14 protein-coding genes are annotated in these 23,263 nt (G+C 61.2%); 6 read left to right on the top strand and 8 right to left on the bottom strand.

The window, feature by feature from the left end; genetic code table 11:
* Window positions 1–5 precede the first annotated feature (5 nt).
* From IRI77_RS04205 to IRI77_RS04215, 3 genes are all read right to left on the bottom strand, one after another.
* Window positions 6–1,595, bottom strand: coding sequence for a long-chain-fatty-acid--CoA ligase (locus tag IRI77_RS04205; RefSeq protein ID WP_194450832.1), 1,590 nt, complete (start codon window positions 1,593–1,595; stop codon window positions 6–8).
* Between the two features lie 309 nt (window positions 1,596–1,904).
* The gene (locus IRI77_RS04210; protein ID WP_194450833.1) at window positions 1,905–2,447 is read right to left on the bottom strand and encodes a cupin domain-containing protein; all 543 of its coding nucleotides are present in this window, start codon (window positions 2,445–2,447) and stop codon (window positions 1,905–1,907) included.
* A gap of 432 nt (window positions 2,448–2,879) precedes the next feature.
* Window positions 2,880–3,302 carry a hypothetical protein gene (locus IRI77_RS04215; protein WP_194450834.1) on the bottom strand — a complete coding sequence of 141 codons (423 nt, stop codon included), beginning with the start codon at window positions 3,300–3,302 and terminating at the stop codon, window positions 2,880–2,882.
* A 584-nt stretch (window positions 3,303–3,886) separates the two neighbouring features.
* Here IRI77_RS04215 and IRI77_RS04220 point away from each other — a divergent pair.
* Window positions 3,887–4,567, top strand: coding sequence for an SMI1/KNR4 family protein (locus IRI77_RS04220; protein ID WP_194450835.1), 681 nt, complete (start codon window positions 3,887–3,889; stop codon window positions 4,565–4,567).
* Between the two features lie 16 nt (window positions 4,568–4,583).
* Here the strand turns inward: IRI77_RS04220 and IRI77_RS04225 are convergent, their stop codons facing one another.
* Window positions 4,584–5,441, bottom strand: coding sequence for an NHL repeat-containing protein (locus tag IRI77_RS04225; protein WP_194450836.1), 858 nt, complete (start codon window positions 5,439–5,441; stop codon window positions 4,584–4,586).
* Window positions 5,442–6,278: 837 nt separating this feature from the next.
* On the opposite strand from IRI77_RS04225, the gene IRI77_RS04230 reads away from it, so the two are divergent.
* Both IRI77_RS04230 and IRI77_RS04235 read left to right on the top strand, forming a co-directional pair.
* On the top strand, window positions 6,279–7,289 hold the full coding sequence (locus tag IRI77_RS04230; RefSeq protein WP_194450837.1) for a DUF1801 domain-containing protein: 1,011 nt from the start codon (window positions 6,279–6,281) through the stop codon (window positions 7,287–7,289).
* 495 nt (window positions 7,290–7,784) lie between these two features.
* A complete protein-coding gene (locus IRI77_RS04235; protein WP_194450838.1) occupies window positions 7,785–8,936 on the top strand; it encodes a mandelate racemase/muconate lactonizing enzyme family protein in 1,152 nt (383 codons plus the stop codon).
* Between the two features lie 95 nt (window positions 8,937–9,031).
* On the opposite strand, the gene IRI77_RS04240 is transcribed toward IRI77_RS04235, so the two are convergent.
* Window positions 9,032–13,258 carry an InlB B-repeat-containing protein gene (locus tag IRI77_RS04240; protein ID WP_194450839.1) on the bottom strand — a complete coding sequence of 1,409 codons (4,227 nt, stop codon included), beginning with the start codon at window positions 13,256–13,258 and terminating at the stop codon, window positions 9,032–9,034.
* A 236-nt stretch (window positions 13,259–13,494) separates the two neighbouring features.
* Window positions 13,495–14,025 (bottom strand): GNAT family N-acetyltransferase, encoded by a 531-nt coding sequence (locus IRI77_RS04245; RefSeq protein ID WP_228486593.1) that lies wholly within the window; start codon window positions 14,023–14,025, stop codon window positions 13,495–13,497.
* A gap of 329 nt (window positions 14,026–14,354) precedes the next feature.
* On the opposite strand from IRI77_RS04245, the gene IRI77_RS04250 reads away from it, so the two are divergent.
* On the top strand, window positions 14,355–15,368 hold the full coding sequence (locus IRI77_RS04250; protein WP_194450840.1) for a phosphotransferase: 1,014 nt from the start codon (window positions 14,355–14,357) through the stop codon (window positions 15,366–15,368).
* Window positions 15,369–15,451: 83 nt separating this feature from the next.
* Here IRI77_RS04250 and IRI77_RS04255 read toward each other — a convergent pair whose 3' ends face one another.
* Window positions 15,452–18,967 (bottom strand): TonB-dependent receptor, encoded by a 3,516-nt coding sequence (locus IRI77_RS04255; RefSeq protein ID WP_194450841.1) that lies wholly within the window; start codon window positions 18,965–18,967, stop codon window positions 15,452–15,454.
* 280 nt (window positions 18,968–19,247) lie between these two features.
* On the opposite strand from IRI77_RS04255, the gene IRI77_RS04260 reads away from it, so the two are divergent.
* On the top strand, window positions 19,248–20,207 hold the full coding sequence (locus IRI77_RS04260; protein ID WP_194450842.1) for a ketopantoate reductase family protein: 960 nt from the start codon (window positions 19,248–19,250) through the stop codon (window positions 20,205–20,207).
* A gap of 363 nt (window positions 20,208–20,570) precedes the next feature.
* A complete protein-coding gene (locus IRI77_RS04265) occupies window positions 20,571–21,203 on the top strand; it encodes an HDIG domain-containing metalloprotein (RefSeq protein ID WP_194450843.1) in 633 nt (210 codons plus the stop codon).
* Window positions 21,204–21,938: 735 nt separating this feature from the next.
* Here the strand turns inward: IRI77_RS04265 and IRI77_RS04270 are convergent.
* A complete protein-coding gene (locus tag IRI77_RS04270) occupies window positions 21,939–23,147 on the bottom strand; it encodes a tetratricopeptide repeat protein (protein ID WP_194450844.1) in 1,209 nt (402 codons plus the stop codon).
* Between the last annotated feature and the right edge of the window lie 116 nt (window positions 23,148–23,263).

Below are 23,263 nucleotides of genomic sequence, written 5' to 3' on the forward strand. Positions count from 1 at the left end.
TCGGGTTAGCCTTGTACCCGCTTCTGTTTATCAGACCAGAATCTCTCGCGCAAGATCAGCTTCCGGATCTTCCCCGTGCCGGTCTTCGGCAAGGGCTCGTCGATGAACTCGCAAATACGCGGCAGCTTGAACTTGCCCAGTCGCGTCTTGAGGAAGGCCATCAGCGCCTCTTCCGTAAGTTCATAGCCCGGTTTCACTGAGATCACTGCAGCCGGCACCTCGCCCCATTCGGTGTCCGGAGCCGCCACCACCGCGCACTCCAGCACCGCTTCGTGCATGCAGATCGCGCGCTCCACCTCGATCGACGAAATGTTCTCGCCGCCGCTGATGATGATCTCTTTCTTGCGGTCGACGATGTGGATGTAGCCTTCCTCGTCCCACACCGCCATGTCCCCAGTGTGGAACCAATTGTTCCTCACGACGGCGGCGGTTGCGTCCGGTTCGCGGTAGTAGCCCGACATGATGTTATCGCCTTGGGCCACCACTTCGCCGATCGTTTGGCCGTCCTGGGGCACCGGCTTGTCGTACAGATCCACCACCTGGACGCGGACCCCCAATATGGGCCAGCCGGCCATCGCCTGATGGCGGTAGCGGTCCTGGTCGTCCGCATAGACCACAGTGGATTTCTGCCGCGCGCAGGTCAGCACCGGGCAGGTTTCACTCAATCCATATCCGGCACGGACGTCGCAGTGAAACGCGGCCTCCAGCTTCGCAACGAGCTCCGGCGAAGCGGCGGCCCCGCCAAGCATGATCACCCGCATGCTCGACAGGTTGTACTTGCCCAACTCCGGCGAGTTCAGCAGCATGTTCGCCATCGTCGGTACCAGGCTCATCTCCGTGGCCTGGTGCTCCTGGATCAGCCCGAGTACCGTCACCGGATCGAACCGCCGCACCATCACCTGCTTGAAGCCGTTCATGGTCGAGCACTGGGGCTTGCCCCAACCATTCGCATGGAACAGCGGAATTGTATGCAGGTCGACTGTGTGATTGGGATCCTGGGCCAGGTTCAGCACCCCCAGCGCGTGCAGGTAGAGGTTGCGGTGCGTCAGCATCACACCCTTGGGCGTGCCGGTGCTGCCGCTGGTATAGAACAACTCGGCCGTGGCGTTCTCGTCCACGGAGAAGATGTCGGGCTCCTCGGGACGGCCCTCCGCCAGCAGCGCCTCATATGGAAAATCGGCCAACTCATGGCCATCATCCAGCGACACCCAGCGTTCCACTGTCGGGCAGTGCGGCTTCAGCTGTTCGACCAGGCCGGCGAAGTCGTTCTCGAACAGCAGCACCTTCACACCAGCGTGATTGAAGATCGTGATCAACTCACCGGAGGACAGCCGCACGTTCAGCGGCATGACGATCGCCCCCGCCTGGATCACGCCGTAGTAGCCTTCCAGCAGCTTGTGCGTATTGAAGCTCAGGTACGCCACGCGGTCGCCCGCCGTCACGCCGTGTTTCGGCAGCGCCGTCGCCAGCTTCTGGCATCGCTCGGCAAACTGCTGATAGGTGAACGACCGCGGGCCGCAGACCACTCCGGTCTTCTGCCCAAACAATTCCTGCGCCCGTTGCAGGCAGCGCAGGGGAGTGAGGGGCACATTCATGGGGCGCCTCCAAGGCGTGGATACGAGCCGCAAGCTCGCGTTGGATCTTCGGACCGGACGCGCTCAATAGTAATCGGCGCAGCTCATATAATAGCCGCATTTCTCGCACACCAGCTTGCACCGGTGCTGCAAGAGCCGGGTGGAGCAAACCGGACACCAAAGCATCGGCTCCTCCGCATCGCTCGCCACATTCGAAGATCCTGCCTTCTCCGTCTCAGGCTGCCTCTCTGATTTCGCCCGCGCCTCGTCGCCGGGCAGTACAACATCCATTCGATCAGTGTACTCCCGGGACGCTCAATGCACCGGGTTCTAGAATTCGACCGGCCGGATCGTCTCGGTTCCCAACTTCCGCCCCAACTCGATCATTCGAGGCAGGTCGGCTGGGTTGAAGGGTTCCACCTGATCCGGCAAATCGAAACCCGCCGCCGGCGTTCCCAAGGTCCGGAACCACACCTCAAACCCGCCCGGCGTGCAAACCGTGATCGCCCGCACAAACTCCGATTTGATCTTGAAGGTATGCGGGATCCCTCGCGGCGCGAACACGACGCTCCCTGCCGGAGCCTCGATAATCGCCTCGCCCACCATGAACCGCATCGTCCCCTCCATCACGAAAAAGGTCTCGTCCGAGGTGTAGTGAATGTGCAGGGGCGGCTCGCTCCCCGGCTTCTGCACGCTCTCCCAGACCGAGAACTGCCCGCCCGTCTGTTCGGCCGAGAGCAGGATGCTGATCACCCCGCCACCATACCGGTAAGTGTTCTCCAGGCTCTTCCGGGTAATCACCGGAGCCAACTGCGCAACTGTCATCTTCGACCTCCACTCGAAGACGCGCGGGATCCACTGTACCCGGCTCATCCATCTTTCGAGGGGTGGCAGCGGCGTAAGGTGCCCTCTGCTCTGGAAAGAGCCTCAACTGCTACCACCCAGCACATCCCGCGGAATTATGCCGGACGTGGAAATGTGCAGAGAGATCGAGGCGTTCCCGAGCGGGAATATTCCCCCGCGACTTCACTTCGAGCGCAGGAAATATTCCCGCACGGGAATCTTCACGTGGAAGAAGGAAAAGGCTGAGCGGGTTCTGCCCGCACTGCAGAGGGTCGAAACTGCGAACCAGGCGACAGAGTCGGTGGCTGCACGTAGAAGGGGCGTTCGATTTTGGCCGAGGACGGTTTTCGGAACGTATAGGCCTGTAACCACAAACAATCTGGACCGGATCCGGTGTCGGGTCTGAGCATTGGATTCAGGCAACCACTTCGAGTTCCATAGCCGCAAACATCGCAGGTCTACTCAACGCCGCATCACTTTGCGCAACGCCCGCCGAATCTCCGGGCCAAACTCCAGGAACAGATTCTGGGCCATCACCTGACCGGTCAACTGCGTCCCCAACTGGTAGCCCTTCACCGAAACCGCGTACCGCGCCGGGTACAGGCTTGCCCCCACATAGCCGCCGCCGAAAGAAGCCGCCAGGTTCGATGGGTCGAACCGCCGGACCCCGTGGGCATCAGCCGAAAGCACGACCCCGGAAAACGCATGTCCCACCCGCCGCCACCCGCCCTCGCAGCCGCAGCGCTGGTACCGCGGATCCCTGCCCAACAAAGCCGCCGAGCCCGAATTGATCAGCCCGCGCGACGTCTGAATTGCAAACTGGGTCCCCAGTCGCCGTCCGAACCCCTCCGCATCGCGTTCCCATTCCACTGGCCGGTCACGCACGTGAGCTCCAAGGGCTGGACCCAATGTCCGGAAGAGCGCTCCCGTTGAGAGGAAGTTATTGTGTACCAGCACCGAAACCCGCTGCTCACTGGTCAGGGCGGGGTCGCTGCTCAGGCGCGTATTCCAACTCAAGGAAGGCGATTGGCCGAATGCGGCGCAACTTGCCAAGGAAAGAAGAATCCCGGCAACCAGACGGACTCGATGGGCCGGGCCAAATCTGGGTACAGCCGAACTCATCCGGCGGGCCTCTGCCGGCTCATCCGGGGGCGGCAACAGTCGAACAATCCAGGCAGGCTGAAGGAGGCGATCAGGCATAAAGGTAGTGCTTATCGGGACTCGAAGGGGTTTCCAGGGGCGGTCAGGACCCTGCGCAGTGCTAGACTCCGGGAGCTCAAACCGCCTGCCGAACGATAGGATGCCCGCAGGGCGGCAGCGGATTTAATCTTCTTCAGGGCTCGAAACCAGGCCTGTGCGCCGAGACTCCGAACCGCAGACTTTGCCGTGCCGTACGACCCAATCAGCAGCAACGGATACCGGGTGCTCTGGAGGAACTGGAAGCCGTGCTACGCTGAGTTGACTGCCGGATGCCCGAACAGAATCAAGAACTTGCCGCCCGTCTGGCCGGAATTCAGATCAAGCTGGACCAGCTTCGGGCCGCTGATCCTGCCCTGACAGTCTTCGGCTCAAGAACCCACAAGTACCGATTACGACCAGCACTCCCGCCTAAAGCCCTGTCGGAGCTGGAGACGCATTTGGGCGTGGAACTGCCGGACGAATATCGCCTCTTCGTTACCCAGATCGGTCATGGCGGGGCTGGCCCGTACTACGGACTCTTCCCGCTGGATAGTCACGACCCGGAAGACCTCACGCAGCCGGACCTGGCCCGCAAACCGTTTCGCTGGACGGAAGCCTTCAACCCCTACGACTGGGAGGATCCTTGCAGTCACGAGGATGTCTGGTGCGACGACGAGGAAGACTGGGGCGAGGAAATGGACGACGTGGATGCTGATGGCGTAGACGAGGAAGTGGTAAATGCTCCGCGCCAGATTATTCTGGGTGTCCCGGGCGCCTTGTATATCTGTCATCAAGGCTGCGGCATCCGGTTCTTCCTCGTGGTGAACGGGAAGAGCCGAGGTGAAGTGTGGCGGGACGCTCAGAACGACGACGCAGGACTGCGGCCGGAGTGCGATGGCCGCGGCCGGCACCTGAGCTTTCTGGATTGGTATGAGAGCTGGTTGGATGACAGTCTGAAAGCGACGAGTTAGGGGAAGGAGCTTTCCCCTACTTCACATCCTCCAAAAGCTTGAACCGGTAAACCAGCCCGTCCCCAGGGGTTGCCGCTAGCGTCCGTCCCTCAAATCCGAGGAGCAGCAAGACCGGATCGCGGAGATCCTGCCCCACTAGCAGTGTCCTCACCCAGCTATGGTCCTGCCGGTCCAGTGTCCAGTATGTGGGCCGCTTGTTCTGGATCGCGGTCATCACGACCTCACCACTGGAGCCAAATGCCATAACTCCAGATCTCGACTCGTTCGCTGGTCCATCCAGCCGCAGCACTTCACGCCCCTCAAGATCGAACTCAATGTACTCATTGCCGTTCGTCATCCAGCCCACGCGATCGGCTGATGCCCGCAGCGAGGACAACACCGTGGCATCCCGCGGTTTGTCGACACCCGGATCATCTCCGTGAATGACCTGTCCCCGCGCCTTCACCACCCGCGAATCGATCTCTCGTCCATCACGGTCGAAGCGCTTGAGTACGTTCTGCCGCCAGCCGCCCGCTCCCTCGCGCGCCGGACCGATACTCCACAGCGTTCCATCGGGCGGCAGCGCGACCACCTGTGGTGCGCCGTCCGTCACCCATTTGACCAATTGCTGCTTGCGATCCGGTTGAATTCTGAGAAGAAAGCACCGTCTGCCGCCTTCATCACTGAATGCGGAACCAGATGCGGCAACTACCCCGTCCGCATTGCTCGAAACTGCATAGATCGTGAGCCGCTGAGCGCCAGATATGGCGAGAGGGATTCGCTCGAGTTCCCCCTTCAACCCGAACCGGACGAGTACCGGCGCATCCGACTGATTGTGCTGCACGATGAGCACCGCGCCGGCGCTCACGAACGGGATGAACGTTCCGCCTGCCATGAAGTTCTCTTGCGATTGTCCCTCCAGCCGGTAGATCCGCCGTTCCTGAGACCACGTGCTACACGGAACAAGAACAGCCAGGAGGAGCAATGCCGGAAAGCGGCAAGCTGGCGCGCGCTTCGGCCTGTCATGCCAGCTCCTTCATAGGTTGTGCGGTTGATTCTCTCCGACTGTCGTGTTCGCAGCAGATCTCTTCGGAGGTGACGGCTTCCCGGCCGCCTGCAGCATAAAGGCGGTGGTATTCGAAGTCAAGGAGATGGCATTTGCGTGCGTTAGTTGGGCCGGCGAGGCTATCGTCAGAGAGTGTCGCCCAGCGTCCACTTCAAAACCTGCTGGCCCCTAAGGTGTCCCCAGCTGGTACGGAGGAACGGCAGGAGATGACGGTTGTCCTCTCAGGCAGGCGAAGCATATGCGATTCCTGCCTTGTTAGGATCTGGCGCGACAAGCCGAGATTCAGCCTCGAGTTCATCTTCCTCCCTCTAAACATTTTCAAACTAACAGCTAACGAGCAGAGGCTGGGATCAGGCTCGACGAGGAACATTGCGAGAGTGCTACTTCGGAGTGCAGTGCTGCTCGCCCCAGAATGCCCGGCACCAATTCAAACACAGTGGCTAAAGGAATCTCCGGCCGCATCCAGTCTGCGCCAGCATCCCTCCTGCTGCTCTTGCGAGAGAGATGGATCAATTTAGGGGAGGCACGTGGAACTGGCCTTTGGGATCGAGTTGAGAGTGAGCAGGCGGAGTTGGTGACGCGGGTCAGCGACAGACAGATTAAAGTCGCAAACCGATCCGTATTCTCTAGTGCGGCTGAACACAAACGGCCCTATACTCCCTGTCTATGCTCCATTCGAAAAATTCACTCCTCGACGACTACATCGGTCGCTCTCCTCAGTTCGCGCAGCCGATCCTAGCTCACCTGCGCAAGCTGGTCCACGAAGGCTGCCCTGAAATTGAAGAGGACATGGTATCTAGTCGGCCGACGTTCCTGCATCGAAGCAAGGGAATTGCTAGTATGGTCGCATTTGATTCTCATTGTGTATTTAGTTTTCTGATGCCATCTGTTAATCAGAAGATTGCGGAGTCCGCAGTTTTGGAAGCGCAGTTGAGCGGTTCGCTTTGGCATCTGAAAACACTTGAAGATGTTCCAGCTGATGAGATCGTGCGCGCTTTCGTTCGTGAAGCGGTTGATGTTGTCGATTCTCGGCTTCGCCTTTCCTATGGTGTGGTCATTCGGCACTCACTTCGGCGAGGTGCCCTGTTTATGGTCGGTGCATTTATTATGGCCGTATTCTTTCCAACCGTAATTGCTAACATTGAATACAATCGAAGGTTAAATGAGAAGAGAATTGGTCTGGCTCATGACGTGATCGAGCACGATGCGCAGGTGAATGCGCTAATGAGTGAGATGAAGATCCAGTTGAACATATTCTGGATCGAAGCGCACGACCCCGCAATTGTTAAAGTCACACCAAAGAGTGTAAGTGCAGCTAATGCAGAGTTTAACAAGCAGTGGCAGCGACTTAACGCGCTCGCGTGGTATAAGTACTGGAATCTGCTTGCCGACGCGTACGCCACTCGCGCTATCAAGCGGAGCGAGTACGGCGAGCTTCATAAGGCAATAACTGAATGGACTGACGCTACTGCAAAAACGAATGAGTCTTTAGGGGCCCTGGAGATATCGACTCTCTATAGGCCTGATCTCAAAAGCCGCACCAGTCTTATTAGCGCAATAGAAGAGAATAGAAAGAGGCGCGAAGCGCTTACGTACCAAATCTACTCGGTTATAATTAGTAATGCAGAGCCGGGTGTTTGGAAAGATCTCAGGGGCGTTTTCGGGAGTCGCGAGTGAGTCGTGGGCGTTCTTTGGGTCTTAAGGGTGATGCAGGATATTTAAAATTGCGGTTTGTTAAGTGTCCTGAGCGGAGGACGTTAAGGGCGGAAAAAGATTCTAGTTTTGCTTGGAAGGTGTTTGTGGCGCGCTAAAGAGTATTCTGGAATTACATCTACGGTGAGTGTATGGTGTGGTTAGGGAAGCGTTGTTAATATTATGGCGTAGAGAAGATGGATGGTATTAGCCGAGGAGGTGAGATTTGGCTTTGGGTGGTAGAGTCGTAGTCTGGCCGAGCGAGGGTCTCTTTTAGATGGAAGGGATCGGTAAATGAGATGGATTAGATGTCCATTGCGACTTTGAAGCACACCAAGCTGTAAGCCGCCATGCGCTTTGAGGGCAATTTCAAACGTTAGGGAGGATAGGTGGGTAGAAAACCAGTTACCTCACCGCCACCCTCCACCCCACTCTGATATCCTCACCTCGGATCCCGGCCCAGCAGCCGCCCCCACTACCATGAAGATCACCAACGTCCGCCCCCTGGTTATGGGCACTCCCTGGCGCAACCTTACCTTCGTTGTCGTCGAAACCGATGAGGGACTCACCGGCCTCGGTGAAGTCCGCATGATCAATAACACCGAGGCCCTCCTCGGCTACCTCGCCGAAGCCGTCCCCCGCTATGTCATCGGCAAGGATCCCTTCGACCGCGAGCTCATCGTCGACAACATGCGCCTGCACGACTATAGCCGCGCCGGCGAAGTCGCCATGAGCGGAATTTCCCTCATCGAGATGGCCTGCTGGGATATCGTCGGCAAAGCCCTGAACCAGCCCGTCTACCGCCTGATGGGTGGAGCCGTCCGCTCCAAAATCAAGGCCTATGCCAATGGCTGGTACACCGTGGAACGTACCCCGGAGGAGTTCGCCAAAGCCGCCCGCCGAGTCGTCGACCGCGGCTATCGCGCCGCCAAACTGGACCCCTTCGGCGCCGGCTTCTACGAACTCGACCGCCAGGAACGGCTCAAGTCCATCGCCCTCGTCGAAGCCGTCCGCCACGAAGCCGGCCCCGACTTCGACATCTTCGTCGAGATGCATGGCCGCTTCAATCCCGCCACCGCCATCCAGATCGCCCGCGACCTGGAACCGTTCCATCCCGGCTGGCTAGAGGAACCGGTGCCGCCGGAAAATCTAAAGGCCCTCAAGAAGGTTGCCGACGCAGTTCACACCCCCATCGCCACCGGGGAACGCATCCACACCCGCTTCGAGTGCCGCGAGCTCTTCGAACTCCAGTGCTGCGACATCGTACAGGTCGACCTCTCCCACTTCGGCGGGATCTCGGAGGCCCGCAAACTCGCTGCCTGGGCCGAGGCCTACTACATGCTTGTGGCGCCTCACAATGTCTGCGGACCCGTCGCCACCGCGGCCAATGTCCACCTCGCCGCTTGCACGCCCAACTACAAGATCCTCGAACACTTCAACGACTTCGCCGACGCCTGGGTGCAGGGCGCGGTCGATCACTACCCGCAAGTGGTGGATGGATACTTCTCCCTACCGGACCGCCCCGGCCTTGGACTATCTCTGAATGAGGACTTTGTCGCCGCTCACCCGCGTGAGAACGTCCACTTCAATCTCTACTCAGAGGACTGGCACAAACGGCAGGCCAAGCAGTAGGAACAGCAGCGCGCTGAGCACTTAAATATGACGCACAACGCCCAGTTTTCCTCGGGCCGGGGCAGGGAAGCCGCCGGCCCGCTTGGAATCCGGCCCTATGGGATCGTCCAGGTGCCCGTCTTCACCCAGCCCGAATCCCTGCCCAACGGATCAAGTGTCCGTTGATACATGTTCTTGGCCCCGGACATCGGTGCCTTCAATGTCAGCGGCACATATACGATGTCCGTCCCCGACGGATGCAGGACGCCGGCCTGTGCCGTGTTCACTGTACAGGCACTGCTGTCCAGGGCATTCGAAGCCACCCCAGGCGTGACCGGGCCGAGGAAGAACCCAACATCGCTCGAGTACATCCAGAGGCCGTTGCCCGCTCTGTCGTAGTGCACGAAACAGAACGGCTGGCCGCCGCCATTCGTCGCCGCGGCGATCAGGAACTGTGACCAGCCCACCGTCGTATCCTCGAAGCCCACGGGGTCCGGATAGAGGAGCGTGAAGGTTTGCTGCGCCCCAGCGCCCGATGCCGGCTGCGCGATCGTCGTGCTCAACGGCGTCGTGACCGTGCTCCAGGTCCCGCGCTGCACCCAGCCCGTGTCCAACTGGCCCACCGTCTTCGCCCTGAGGTAGACGTTGAGGTTGGCCGCTCCCTTGAATGCGACGTGCGCGTTGAAGGTCAGCGTCGCCGCATTCTTTACCACCGTCGAGGCCTTCGTATTCAAGCCGCACAGCGTGTTCTGCAGCGCTGCACTGGCGACACCCGGCTGAACCGGTCCCTGGAAGAACCCAGAATCTCCGTAGACCCAGAAACGATCACCCTGGACGTCGTAGTGGAGGAAGCAGTACGGCTGTCCGCCGCCGTCAGGAGCCGCCGCCAGCAGCAGTTGCACCCAGGCGATGTTCCGGTAGCCGAGCCCGGCCGAGTAGACCGCGCTCAGTGTCGTGGAGGCGCCGCTGCCCGACGAGGGCGTTACGCTCACCGCATTCGGCTGCGGGTTGAGTGTCGCGAAGTTGGCCGTGACGCTACGCGGCCCCAGCATGCTCAGCGACTGGGGATTGTCGGTGCCGCTCAGGTCCCCTGTGAAGCTGGTGAACATGTACCCCGCGGCGGGAGTACCCGTGAATTGAACCGTCTGATTGCCTTCATACCAGCCATCGCTACTGGTGGGCGACACCGCGATCGTGCCGTACCCGCTGGGCGCGGCGCTGGCTGTGAGCTTGTACTTGGCGCTGAAGTTCAACGTATACGCCGTCGCCTGCATCGGTGTGATGGTGCGCGTGGTGCCCTTGTAGCCGTCGCCCCACGACTGGAAGGTGAGCTTCGTGCTGGGGTTCGGTTGAATCGGAAGAGCCGAAACCGTCACCACATGCGGTTGGCCGAACGTCAGTTGCAGGTTCTGCGATCCTGTGTAGCTGACGCCGTCCACCGAGTAAGTGCCCCCCGCGGGCTGGGTGCTGAAGGGCACGGTGATCGTCGGGGGACCGGAACTTACGGCCACGTTGTGTTCCGCGCCGGCGGCGATTGCGGTGATACCGGAAAGGCCGCCTGGAATGGTAGTCTGCCCTGAGTTATTCGCTCCCCAGGTGAGGAGAGTGCCATCCCACTTGAGGGCAAGGGCGTGGCCCGAGCCGGTTGTCAATGTCTTGACATCCGCAAGCCCGGCCGGAATCCCGCTCAGGATGGAGGCCGGATTGTGGCCCCAAACGACAACGCTGCCATCTTCCAAGACGGCCGCGCTGAAGTGAGCGCCCGCCGATACCGAGGCAGTTGCTTGCAGATTCGCCGGCACGCTGCTCTCTCCGTTCGTGTTACTGCCCCAGGCAATCACCGTCCCGTTCCGCAGCACCGCCAGCGAATGATCTCCGCCCGCCGCGATCGCAAGGGCATCCTGCACCGTGGCTGGTACCGTAGTCTGGCCGCTGCTGTTGTCGCCCCAGGCCACTACGTTTCCTGCGCTGGTCAAAGCCAGGCTGTGCAACTGTCCGGCGGCAACGGCGATCACTGCCGGCATCGAACCCGGTACGGTCGCCTGGCCGCTGCTGTTGTCGCCCCAGGCCACAACTTGGCCATCCGAGACCAGGGCCAGCGTATGATTGCCGCCCGCGGCAACGGACACCACGCCTTCAAGGTTCGCCGGCTTCTGGGTCTGCAATAGCGTGTTGTCGCCCCAGGCTGCAACCTTCCCATCGCCCAACAGAGCCACCGTATGCTTCGCACCCGCCGTGGCCTCCACAATGTTTGTCAGGCCGTTCGGAATCGCGAGCAGCCCGCCCTGGCTATTCCCCCAGCCAGCCATCGAATTGGTTGCGGCAAAGATCGGTGCCGTGGCGCGGGCTTCGCACGAGGCGCAAGTCGGATTCGTGGCAATGCTGACAGTCACCTGGTTGCCGGCTGGAGAGGCGGGCATTGGAGCAACAATGAGGATCGCCGGGTACTCCTGTCCCGGAGGCAGCGCATCCGCCCGGCTGCAGCTTGCACCCGAGCAGGTCCACCCCGTTCCGGTCATTGCGGAGGGCACTGCGCCGCTGAACGTAACTTGAACCCCAGTCTGTGCCGAGGTTCCGGCGTTCAAAACCCGCGCCACGTACGCGGCGTTCTGCTGTCCGCTGATCAGCGAATGCAGCGGTTTCAGGGTCAGCCGGAAGGTGGCTTGCGCCGATGTCACGAAGCTCGCTGCCAGGCTGTGGGGCGCATTCATGACAACCCGGATGGGGTTGTTGCCATCGGATCCCTGCGCGTCCATGTTGAAGTTGGAAAAGAGATACCCGTTGCCCGGTGTCGCCTTGACGAATACCGTGGAACCCGCGTCATACAACGCGCTGCCCGGGCTGATCGTCCCTCCGGCTGCGGCGGAGGTAGTCAGCAAAAACTTGGTCTTGAAGTCGGCAGTATAGAAGCTGTCCGCCGTGCCGGCGTTGATCGTATGTGTGGCGGCGCCGCCGTCACTCCACGCCCGGAAGTAATATTGGATCGACGCGCTCCCGCCGGGCTGGGCGGCCGTGCTCGAGATCGTATGTGTGCTGCCCGGCGCCACGCGCAGGGAGAAGGGCAACGACGCTGCGACGCCGTCCACGCTGATCGCGGGCCTTACCGTGGTGTGCGTGTCGGCCAGATCCAAAGCCTGCGCCGTGCCCTGGAACGAAATCGACACGGTAGGAGTGGAAAGCACGGCCATGGTGTAGGAATACGCGCCGGCCACGGCCGTCGTTTGCGTCAATCCGTTCGCCTGTGCCGGGCTGAAGAATGGCTGAGTGCCCCAGCCCCGGGCGGTTCCATCCGCCTTCAAGGCCACCAGGTAAGAGGATCCGGCCAGCGCCGTGACTCCGCTCAGGCCCGATGGGACCGCGGCGAGATCTCCGCTGGTCACCGCCTGCCAGACCAGGACCGTTCCGTCGAGCCGGACTCCGGCGCCCGTCCCATTCGCCACCGCCAGCACCTGGGAGAACCTCTCAGTCACCGCCGGCACCGCGGGCGAGCCGCCCCACGAGGAAACGTGCCCCATGGTATCCAAGGCCACGACAATGTCTGCTCCCATCGAGAGCTGCACCGTATTGGTCAAGCTGCCGGGGATCGTGAGTACCGCGCTGGAGCCTGGCGTGATCGCCGAGACCAGGCCATCCGCCCGCACAGCTAAGGCCGCTGTGTTGTGCGCCGCAATCGATACGATGTTTGCGAGTCCGGACGTATCCGGCGGAGCCGAAGTCCGGCCCCAGGCCACAACCGTCCCGTTGCTCTTCAGCGCATAGGAATGGAGTTCGTCGGTTGCGATGGCGATCACTCCCGTGAGAGCCTGCGCCACCGCCGGAGTGCCTCGGCCATAGCCATCCCACTGGACAACAGTGCCGTTCTTTCTCAGCGCAAGCGTCTCGCTCTCGGACACCGCCAGCGCCACCACGTCGGACAGCGCCGCCGGCGCGTAGGAATATGGTGAATTGGCTACGTTCCCCGAAGAAAATCCATACAGCCATCCCTCCGAAGCGACATTCGCCACATCCGTAGCCAGGTTGTCGGCGATATTCCAATCCCCACCGCCCGATACGGTCGCCATGTTGCTGATCGACGACGGAGCGTTGGCTTCCACTGAGGCGATCACCGTGATGGTCGGCAACATCTTGCCCGGCTGAAGGCTGTCACTTCGGTAGCAGGTATTCGACAGGCACGTCCAGCCCGGTCCCGACATCGAAGTCAGATGCAGGCCCGACGGCAGGGTTTCAAACACCGAAATGACGCCCGACGTCGAACTCCCGCCGTTGTTCGTCACACGGATCAGGTAGACAGCATTGGTCTGGCCTCGCAGTAAACTGCTCGTGCGGGTCAGCGAGATGCTCATGTCGGGGCTGTAAGCGGCCGTGGCCTCGGTTGCGGGACGTACCAGGTTTTGCAGGAGAAGCGGCGCGGCCGGAGCCAATGAGTGCCGTGCTCCCTGCTGGCCTGCCAAAGAGGACGGAATCGTCAGGGTTAAGTACGAAACCAGAATGGAAATCGAAACGGTATTGATGCGCAAGGCGACCTCGGCATAAGAATATCAAATCTGTTTATCTTGTATTGAAGTCCGGAGCCGCTGGCCTAAACGTCAAGCCGGTAACGGCATTTCCTTGGATGCCCGGTCTGATGGATGATGCAGTTCTCCGGTACTTCCACGATCTCCGCAAATTTCGCCCCGGCGAGTTCCGCGCTTCTTCGGGAGCTCAGGTTCTCTGGATCACATGTAATCCAAATCACATGGAGAGAAAGTATGCGCGCAGCCGGAATCAGCAGCATTAGGCTCCTGGCCGCATAGCGGTGGCCTCGAAACGCGGGAAACACGGTATACCCAATGTGGCCGGCATAACGTTCGATATGGACACTGGAGCCGGCCCGCAGGTTGATTCCGCCAAACTCCGCACCGGTCTGCGCATGCACCATGCGGAAGAAGTAGGTAGGAGCCTTGTGCACTGGATGTGGCTCCAACTTCACAAACTGCAACCGCAGTTCGCCGTCCTCCAAACGCATCGATGCGATCTCGTCCATGCCAGATTTTATTATCTGATCTTCCGGGCTGCCCTTGATCAGCCCGGCAGTAGGCCGCCGCCATTGCGCCGTTCCGGCGTCGATCATGAGCGAACATTCGAGAGAGCGAGAGGAGGAGGGAGGAGGGGATGGCGGGTTCAGTTCGCCGGTGGAAGGGTGGACTCAAGCCCCGATAGCCTGCTGCCCACTTAGAGGATAGCAAGTTAAATCATTGAAAACAAGACTGGATTTTTCGGTTTCATTCGCTTAGCATCGTCCTTGCCAAGCACCCCGCCTCTCAGCGAAATTCGCCCGTTGCCGGATTAGCCTGCGGCCCGTGGCTGCGGTCGATCCATGCCTGCGCGGCGAGCTTCCACCTGGGGACACCGGTGCGTCATCAACCCGGCCTTTCCATTCCAACCCAAAGGGAGGACTTCATGATTCCACAGGAAAAGAGCGAAGCCGTTGCGCGCGGCTTGCGCGAAGCGTTCGGCGTCTCCGAGTTCGAAAACATCTCCATTCTGACCGGAGGTCACACCTCGTCCCTCGTCTTCCGCATCACCGTGGGTGGCTCGCCCTACGTGTTAAAGATCATCCTGCGCGCGGAAGATCCCACGCGTCACTACACCTGCATGAAGGCCGCCGCCGAGGCCGGCCTGGCCCCGCGCGTCCTCTACACCAGCGTGGAAGACAAGATCTCCATCACGGACTTCGTGCAGGCTCAACCCCTCGCCGCGCCGGAAGCGCACCTCCGCCTGCCCGTCCTGCTGCGTGCGCTCCATGCCCTCCCGCCATTCGGACGAGCTCCCTTCAACACCACCTGTACCTTCCTGCTGAACAAAGGTCCAATGCAGGACGCCTTCCTGCAGAGAACCAAGACTTCCGGCATCCTGCCCACCGGGGTGTTGGAGGATCTCCTCGCCCGCCATACCGAACTGGCCGCCGTTTATCCGTTTGACGATGCCGAAATGGTGTCAAGCCACAACGACCTGTTCAAGCCGGACAACATCCTCTTCGACGGCCAACACCTCTGGCTGATCGATTGGGAGGCCGCCTTCCTGAACGACCGGTATGCGGACCTGGCAGTGGTGGCCAATCAGATAGTGACGAACGAGCAGGAGGAACACGCGTTTCTCCGGGCCTACTTCCGAACGGAACCCAGCGGCTACCAGTTCGCCCGGTTCCACCTCATGCAGCAGCTCTCCCACCTCTTCTACGCCCTGGCCTTCCTCTCAATCGGTTCGCAGGGCAAGCCCGTTGATTGGAGTGGACCCGCACCGGAGTTCGGGGCGTTCGCCCAACGAATGTGGGCGGGGGAAGTCGACCTCGCGGACAACGAAATGAAGCTCACCTATGGTCGGGTCCACTGGGAGCGGCTCCAGCAAAACGTGAGCCAGGCGCGTTACCGGGAAGCCCTCGAGATCGTGTCAGGGCAGCACTCCACGCCCTAGGTCCCGTGGATCCTCCACCAGCAATCAGGATAGGCCGGAAAACTGGGCGCAAGCTCCACGTCTTGCGCCCCCAACGATCCGCGCTAGAAGCCCAACCGCAAACCAAAGCGGAACTCCCTCGACCGCCCCATCGCATCGCCCGACTGCGTCGCCAGGATCCGCCCGAAGTTGGAGCTGTTGGCGCTGTTGGTCGGATTCGCGAAGTGCGGAGTATTGCTCAGGTTGAACGACTCCCCGCGGAACTGCAGGTTGATGGCTTCCGTGATCTTGAACGTCCGGTAGAGGCTCAGGTCCGCATTGATCACGCCGGGCCCGCGCATCGTATTCCGCCCCACCGTCCCGAACCGGGCTCCTGTCGGACGCGCAAAGGCCGTCGTGTCGAACCACGTCCCATCGTCCCCCACCAGGCCCAGCTTCGCGACGTCCGGCTTCACCTGATCCGCCGTCTGCAGGTTGCCCGGCATATTCAGGCTCGAACCCGAAGCCGTGACGGTAAACTGCCGTCCCTGGTACGCCGCGAACAGTCCGTTGAACTGCCAGTCGCCCAGCACCGCCGCCGTCAGCCCGCTGGTCGCCCACTTCTTGGTCTTGCCGAACGGCAACTCGTACACATACCCCACTTGGAACATGTGCGGGATATTGAAATTCGAGTTCGCGCGGTTCCGGTCGAAGACACTCGCCGCGTTCCAATTGAACGCAGTCCAGTCGCCGTAGCTGGCCTGGTCAATGGCATGAGAATACGTGTACGCCCCTTTGATCAACAGCCCGCTGGTCAGCCGCCGGTTCACCGACGCCTGCATCGAGTGGTAAATGCTATGCGTTCGGCCGTTCCACTCGCGGGTCGTCGCCGTCCGCCCGAACCGCTGATACAGCAGGCGGCCGTCGTTGCCCGAACCCGGGATCTGCGACGCATTGATGTCCAGGAAGGCAAAACCGTTCACCGATGCTGTCGCCACATAGCCCAGCGACGCCAGAATCTCACCCGGCAGCTTGTGCTCCACGATGAAGTTCCACGACTGGATGTAGCCCCGTTTCATCTGCTCGTTCGCCACCGGATAACCCATTTCATCGGAAGCCGGCAGCGGAATCCGGCCCTTGCTGATATCCGGACAGCAGATCGGGATGATGCCGACGTTCGGACCCAGCGGCTGGTTCGGGACCCCCGCCTTCACATAGTTCGGATCCGTGGTCACCGGTTGGTAGCCGTTGACGCCATCAAACACCGATACCAGCGTCAGTGGATACCAGCCGCGCAGCGCCTGTGCACCCCACGGATGCGAGTGGTAAGTGATCCCGTACCCGCTGCGGATCACTGTGTTGTTGCCCAGTTGGTAGGCCAGACCGATGCGCGGGGCGAACAGTTTCTTGCTGTAGCCCACTCCGGCATCTCTCGGAATCCCGCCGTAACCGCCCACCAGCACCTCGTTCGTGGAGGGATCGTACGACTCAACCCCCATGCCGGCCGAACGGGTCCGCGTCGGATAGAGCTCCCAGCGCAACCCCAGGTTCAGAGTCAGTTTGGAACTCACCCGCCACCGGTCCCGCACGTACAGCGCGTACACATTCTCCATGCTGTTCATCTTGATGAACTGGCTGCTCTTGCCTGTCTCATTCGAGGCGCCCAGCAGAAAGGCCCCCATCCCGTTCCAGGTCTCCTCGAACGATGGAGTCCCGTTCCGGAACCCCACCGTCTGCTCCAGCGCCGCCGGGTTCAGCGCCGTCAGGCCCGAGGCAAAATAGAACGCGCCGCGCGGACCTTCGCCCAGCTCCGGCTGCCAGTGATTCATCAGGTGGTGCAGAAACTCGAAGCCAAACCGGATGTCGTGCCTGCCCTTCATCCAACTTGCGTTCGTATTGAACGTGATCGATTGGTCGTTGCGGAACAGCGGGTTCCAGCCCTCGGTATTGCCCAGGCCGGAGTAGTCGGAAATATAGAACGCGGGCATTCCGCTTTCCTTGGGATCCGGGCCGTTGGTGCCGGGGATCCCCAGCACGTCGAGCCCGAAGTTCGTCCCCAGGTCCGGCGACTGCACGTTCTGCCCAAACCGCGTCCAGCCCAGCGTTCCGTCAATCAGGAACGTCGGCGAAACCGTATAGGTCTGCCCGATCGCCGCCAACTGCACCAGCGTGTGCCCTTCACCCACGCCGCCGTCGCACAGGCACCCGCCGCCCGCCGCGCCCAGGCCGAAATCGCCGCGAACCAGTGCATCCATCACGCTGTACTTGCCCCAGATCTGATTCTTCGCGCTCCGGTTCCAGTTGATCTTCGCGTCCAGGTTGTTGCGGTTGAGCCGCTGCGTACCCTGGTTGAAGTAGTTGCTCAGGTCGCCCGCCTGGTTCGCGTGCGGTACCAGCGCCAGCAGCTTCTGCATCGGCGCGTTGAACCGTGAACTGGGGATGACGTTCAGCCGCCCGTTACTCGAAAAGACAGAGCGGCCTGTGCCGTCCATATTGCCGGAGTACGGATCGAAAACCATGCCTTCCCTCAGCGCCGTCAAACCGCCCTCTGTCGTCGGCACGGAAATCTGCCGCCCTTGTGCATCCAGAATCTGGGAGCCCAGCTTCCTGCTGAAGTCTCCGGCGCGGAAGTCGTCCGTCGGGAGCGAAAAGAGGCTCGACCGTCCCACTCGCTCGAACGTGCCCTCCCAATCGGTGAAGAAGAACAGCTTGCCCTTCTTGATCGGCCCGCCGACGCTGCCGCCGACGATATTCCTGTTCCCGTTCGGCTTCTTCGTCGTGCCCGTGCGATTCTCGTCCCAAAGCATTGCGCGTGTGACATTGTTTGCATTGAATCCAAACGCACTGCCGTGGAAACTGTTTGTACCGGATTTCGTGGCCACCGTTACCGCCGCGCCCCCGGTCATGCCTTGATCCGCATCGAAGTTGTTGGTGGAGATGTTCACCTCCTCAATGCTCTCGACGGGTGGGACATACACCATGTGGTGTGGCATCGTCACCAGGATGTTGGCCGCGCCATCCACCCGCGTATTGTTCGCGCCGCGCTCCTGCCCGTTGATATTCGTGCTCAGGTCGCGCTGTGGCGTGTCGATGACGGCATTCTGAAACTGCACCGGCGTCGCGCCCGGCACCAGGTTCATCAGCGTCTGGTAGTTGCGGTAGCCCGACAGCGGCAGGTTGGTGATCGCTCGCGACTCAATGTTGGTGCTGACGTCGGCCTTGCTGGTCTGCAGGACGGCCGCGCTGGCCGCCACCGTAATCGTCTCAGCCACGCCGCCGAGCTCCAGCCGCACGTCCGTCCGCGTTACGTTGTTGATTCGGACGTCCACGCCCTTCTGCGTCACCGTCTTGAACCCGGGCGCCGTGATGGACACGTCATAGCTGCCTTCCATCAGGTTCTGGATGGCGTAGTAACCCGATTGGTCCGTGTTCGCTTGCACCGTCAACCCGGTGGAGGTGTTGGTGACCGTCACCGCCGCCTTCACGACGACGGCACTGGACTGGTCGGTTATGGTTCCGACAAGGGAGCCGTATAGGACTTGGGCAATGGCAGGAGGCGCATTCACGCCTAGGAAGGAGAAGCAGGAGATTGCAATGGACAGCAGAGTCCCAACCCCGGAAGTCACCCTTATGTTTCGCATTCTTTGGTCCCCTAATCGACGAATTAATGCGAGATCTCTGGTGAAAAGTACCGCATATTCGCTCCGCCGTCAAGACATTCGTTTCCGTTATTTTAATAGCGCCGGCGGACGCGACTCAGCAGCGATTCCGGGGGGGTGGTGTATCCGTGTATTCGCCAGTGCTCCATCAGGGCCAGGCCCTGGAAAAACGGGCGAAGGCGGGCAGCCGTTCGTTCTCGCCCGTCCACGGCATGGGGCTCCACCGGGGCTCTCGCAACCCCATACGATATGATGGATTTACATGCGGACTACTGAAGATTTTCCGCCGGTTGTGGTCGTCGGCGCGGGCGCCGTCGGATGCTATTTCGGAGGAATGCTGGCCCGTTCCGGAGTGCGCGTCACCCTCATCGGCCGCTCCTCTCACGTCAACGCCATCCACCGCGAAGGAGTCTTTCTCGACGCCCTGCATGTCAAGGCGCGGATCCCCCTCGCCGCCACTACCAGCATGGAGGAAGGTCTCCACGGCGCCGGCGTCATTCTGTTCTGCGTCAAATCGGGCAGCACCGAGTCCACCGCCCGCGAAATGCAGCCGTTCCTGCCACAGGGAGCCACCATCCTGAGCTTCCAGAACGGCGTCGACAATCCCGCTCGGATCCACTCCGCAATCCAGGCCTACCCCATCCCGGTCGCCGTCTACGTCGCCGCCGAGATGACCGCGCCTGGCCGCGTCACCCACACCGGCCGCGGCGATCTCATCATCGGCCACCAGGCCGGCTGGCCCCAGCGGCCCGCGCTGGAACCGCTCGCAACCATGTTCGAGCAGGCCGAAATCCCCTGCCGCATCTCCAGCAACATTGCAGCCGATCTTTGGGCCAAGATGGTCATGAACTGCGCCTACAACGCCATCTCCGCGCTCACGCGCTCCCAATACGGCCGCATGGTCCAGTCGGAACCAGTACGCGCCTTCGGGCTGCGGGTCATCGCTGAAACCGTGGCCGTCGCCCGGGCCGAGGGTGTCCTGTTGGAGGAACAGCCCATGATCGACGCCGCCCTGGGCCTGGCCGAAAAGATGACCCGCGCGACCTCCTCCATGGCGCAGGATCTGGCCCGAGCCCGCCCCACTGAGATCGACTCGCTCAACGGCTATGTCGTGCGCCGCGGCCAGGCCCTGGGCGTCGCCACACCGGCCAGTGAACTCCTGGTCGCCATGATCCAACTGCTGGAAGAATCCGTGCTGGCAAGCGCACCGCGGACAAATTGAGCCGCGCATCTCAGTAAGCCGACAGACCCCGGAAGTCTGCTCTCAAGGCCAGCGGCACCGTCCGCCCGGTGCCTGCAAAGTTCGAGCCGCAACCGCCGCTGGGATACCTTTGCTGGGAAGAGGGTGGCGGACGGATCAGGGCGGAAACTCGAAAATCTACATGCCAACACGAGCGCAGCGATAGCTCACCACCGCGTCCTATAGAGCCCCGAGCGCGTGCGTGCCGGATAGCCCAACGACAGCCTCCAGTCGACCCCGGACCGATACCACCGGAACAAACGACAGCATCGGACCATCCAACGAAAGTCTCCAATCAACCAGTCGCTGGCCCCGCATCCCGTAAAAGTGAAACCATCAGGAGACATGCGAGTGCGAATCCCCCGGATGCTCCCCACCCTGCTGGTCCTGGCGCCTTCACTGCTGGCCCAGGCCCCGGATCCCCAGCCTGACAGCGTCCGGGCCCGTCAACTCATCCAAACCCGTCTCCCCCAGGAGAAATATCAGCGCCATTCTACGGCCGTGGAGGCGATCATGCGAGAACTCGCGACGCCCGGCAAGGACAACATCGACCACTGGGCCCTAGCCGGCTTGTTGCACGACATCGACATCGCGGAAACAGCGAACGACCTCACCCGCCACGGAATCGTAGGAGCCCAAATCCTCCGGCACGCCAACTTCCCCGGCCCGGTGGTCTACGCAGTCGAAGCCCACGATGACCGTGCCGGCGTCGCCCGCACGAGCCGTCTGGACCATGCCGTGTACTGTGCGGATCAAGTCTACTGGCTAATCTCCGCCACGGGCCACACAATCCCATCCGGGCAGCTCAACGCAGCAAACCCCGAAGCCCTCTGGGAGCAAGCCCAACAAGTGGCATCGAAGAAACCGATTCTGGACCAAATAACGAAAGAATGTGCAGCAATCGAACGAACCATGCCGCAAGCCATAGCCGCCGTCCAGGCCGCATCCAGAAAGCTCCAAACCGCTGCGAGCAACTAGCCATCCCCAACCGCAGCCCGTCCACCCGCCCGCGACCGCGCCTTGAACCGCGCATAGAGCCGCGCATAGAGCCGCGCATAGAGCCGCATTGAGCCGCGACCGTAAGGGAGCGGGGGAATCCCCGAACGCCCCCATTCGACCCCCAGCGAAGCCCCCGTCGCGAACCGCGAATGGCAAGGTGCGGGCCACGTATACCCACGCAGCTTCAATGCAGCGGAGCGGCCCCCGAAAGCCCCAAATCGACCAGTTGGCAATCGGACTCATCCCAGGCAATCGAGACTCTTCCGGGCCATAACACTCACCCAACAAGTAGCATCGAAGAAACCGATTCTGGACCAAATAACGAAAGAATATGCAGCAATCGAACGAACCATGCCGCAAGCCATAGCCGCCGTCCAGGCGGCGTCCAGAAAGCTCCAAACCGCTGCGAGCAACTAGCCATCCCCAACCGCAGCCCGTCCACCCGCCCGCGACCGCGCCTTGAACCGCGCATAGAGCCGCGCATTGAGCCGCATTGAGCCGCGACCGTAAGGGAGCGGGGGAGCCCCCGAACGCCCCCAATCGCCCCCAATCGCCCCCGCATCACGGCCCCCGTTGCGAACCGCGAATGGCAAGGTGCGGGCCACGTACACCCACGCATCTTCAATGCAGCGGAGCGGCCCCCGAAAGCCCCAAATCGACCAGTTGGCAATCGGACTCATCCGAGGCAATCGAGACTCTTCCGGGCCATAACACTCACTGCCCGGTCCAGGCATAATCGGCCGACCACGCTGCCAATGCGTCCATCTTGGTCCCATTCTCCTTTGCCCACTCCATCTGACCCTCCACCGGGGCCGCCTGCCACACGCGCGCCGCCAGCGCCTCCGCGTGGCCCGCCTTCTGCAGGGCTGCAAAATACGGTGCGTAGAACTTCGCCGCGAACCCGCCTTTCGGGTGCGAGTTCGCCAGCGCCTCACAAAACACACTGACCAGGGAAGCCCGCTTCTCAAACGGAGTGCTCTTCTTCGGGGCCTCCTTGCTGGCGTCCACAATCAGGTCGCCTGCTTTCACAATCGAGATCATCAACTCTGCTGGCCCGAAATCGCCCTCGTCCTTCAGGGATTTCCGAGTCTCCACCATGGTGATTTTGATGTGATTCGCATCTTCTCCCTGCGTCACATTGCCGGCAAGCGCAGCTTCCAGCAGCGGCAGTGCCTTCTTGGCTCGGGGGCCCTCCGGTTCCAGTTGCAGGAAGCGCGCGTAGGCCAACGCCGCAGGGATGCGATATCCCATTTGACGATAAACATCTCCCAGTACCGCGTGACTGCCCGCATGAGTTGGGTTCAGCGCTAACGCTCGCTGAACCGCGGCTTTTGCCTGTGGCAAGCGTCCTGCCCTTTGGAGCGCCACCGCCAGATTGTAGCGCGGCATCGCTTGTTCAGGGGCGCGTCGGATGGCCTCTTCATACACTGCGATTGCCTCTTTGGATCTCCCCAACTCATCCAATGCATTTCCGATCAGAATCGGAAACTGAGATGGTCCTTCCGTCCGGCACTGGACCCCGCGCATCCCCACCTCCAGAGCCTCGGAAAACCGCCGGCTTTCGAAGTAGGAATAGGAGAGTTCGTGCAACGCGGTCACCAGCCACGGCTCCTCGGCCAGTACCTGCTGGTACTTGGCGATCGCCTCGTCATACCGCCGCGCGTCATGCAGCGCCACACCCTCCCGCACCATCGTGGCTTGTGCCGGAGTCAGATCTGCGCAAACCCGGTCGGGCTTAGGAATCACATTCTTCCCGTCGAGGGGGGGGCAGGGACAGGCTGAAAAAAGAAAGGATAAAGAGGACGCGTGACATCTGAAAAGGTATCCGCAAAGGTCAGGCACGATGCGATTCGTGTCCACTTTACTGACCCCGTTGGACGCAAAATGGTTCCAGTCGAGAGGCCATCTGGACACGCGGTCCATCTCACCAGGCGCGTAGGCGGGTGGAGGCCCTGCGTTTGACAATCCGGCAGAGGAAGTTAAGTATTTTCTGAGATAGGCGGCAAGATGGTGTCGCCGGCTCGGGAAATTGCTGATTC

The organism is Paludibaculum fermentans (assembly GCF_015277775.1).
Lineage (GTDB): Bacteria > Acidobacteriota > Terriglobia > Bryobacterales > Bryobacteraceae > Paludibaculum > Paludibaculum fermentans.

Excerpts from the sequence above, each read along its gene's own strand:
- IRI77_RS04205 (WP_194450832.1), bottom strand. The coding sequence starts at position 1,595 with ATGAATGTGCCCCTCACTCCCCTGCGCTGCCTGCAACGGGCGCAGGAA.
- IRI77_RS04210 (WP_194450833.1), bottom strand. The coding sequence starts at position 2,447 with ATGAGCCGGGTACAGTGGATCCCGCGCGTCTTCGAGTGGAGGTCGAAG.
- IRI77_RS04220 (WP_194450835.1), top strand. The coding sequence starts at position 3,887 with ATGCCCGAACAGAATCAAGAACTTGCCGCCCGTCTGGCCGGAATTCAG.
- IRI77_RS04225 (WP_194450836.1), bottom strand. The coding sequence starts at position 5,441 with ATGGCAGGCGGAACGTTCATCCCGTTCGTGAGCGCCGGCGCGGTGCTC.
- IRI77_RS04230 (WP_194450837.1), top strand. The coding sequence starts at position 6,279 with ATGCTCCATTCGAAAAATTCACTCCTCGACGACTACATCGGTCGCTCT.
- IRI77_RS04235 (WP_194450838.1), top strand. The coding sequence starts at position 7,785 with ATGAAGATCACCAACGTCCGCCCCCTGGTTATGGGCACTCCCTGGCGC.
- IRI77_RS04240 (WP_194450839.1), bottom strand. The coding sequence starts at position 13,258 with ATGAGCATCTCGCTGACCCGCACGAGCAGTTTACTGCGAGGCCAGACC.
- IRI77_RS04245 (WP_228486593.1), bottom strand. The coding sequence starts at position 14,025 with ATGATCGACGCCGGAACGGCGCAATGGCGGCGGCCTACTGCCGGGCTG.
- IRI77_RS04250 (WP_194450840.1), top strand. The coding sequence starts at position 14,355 with ATGATTCCACAGGAAAAGAGCGAAGCCGTTGCGCGCGGCTTGCGCGAA.
- IRI77_RS04255 (WP_194450841.1), bottom strand. The coding sequence starts at position 18,967 with ATGCGAAACATAAGGGTGACTTCCGGGGTTGGGACTCTGCTGTCCATT.
- IRI77_RS04260 (WP_194450842.1), top strand. The coding sequence starts at position 19,248 with ATGCGGACTACTGAAGATTTTCCGCCGGTTGTGGTCGTCGGCGCGGGC.
- IRI77_RS04265 (WP_194450843.1), top strand. The coding sequence starts at position 20,571 with ATGCGAGTGCGAATCCCCCGGATGCTCCCCACCCTGCTGGTCCTGGCG.
- IRI77_RS04270 (WP_194450844.1), bottom strand. The coding sequence starts at position 23,147 with ATGGACCGCGTGTCCAGATGGCCTCTCGACTGGAACCATTTTGCGTCC.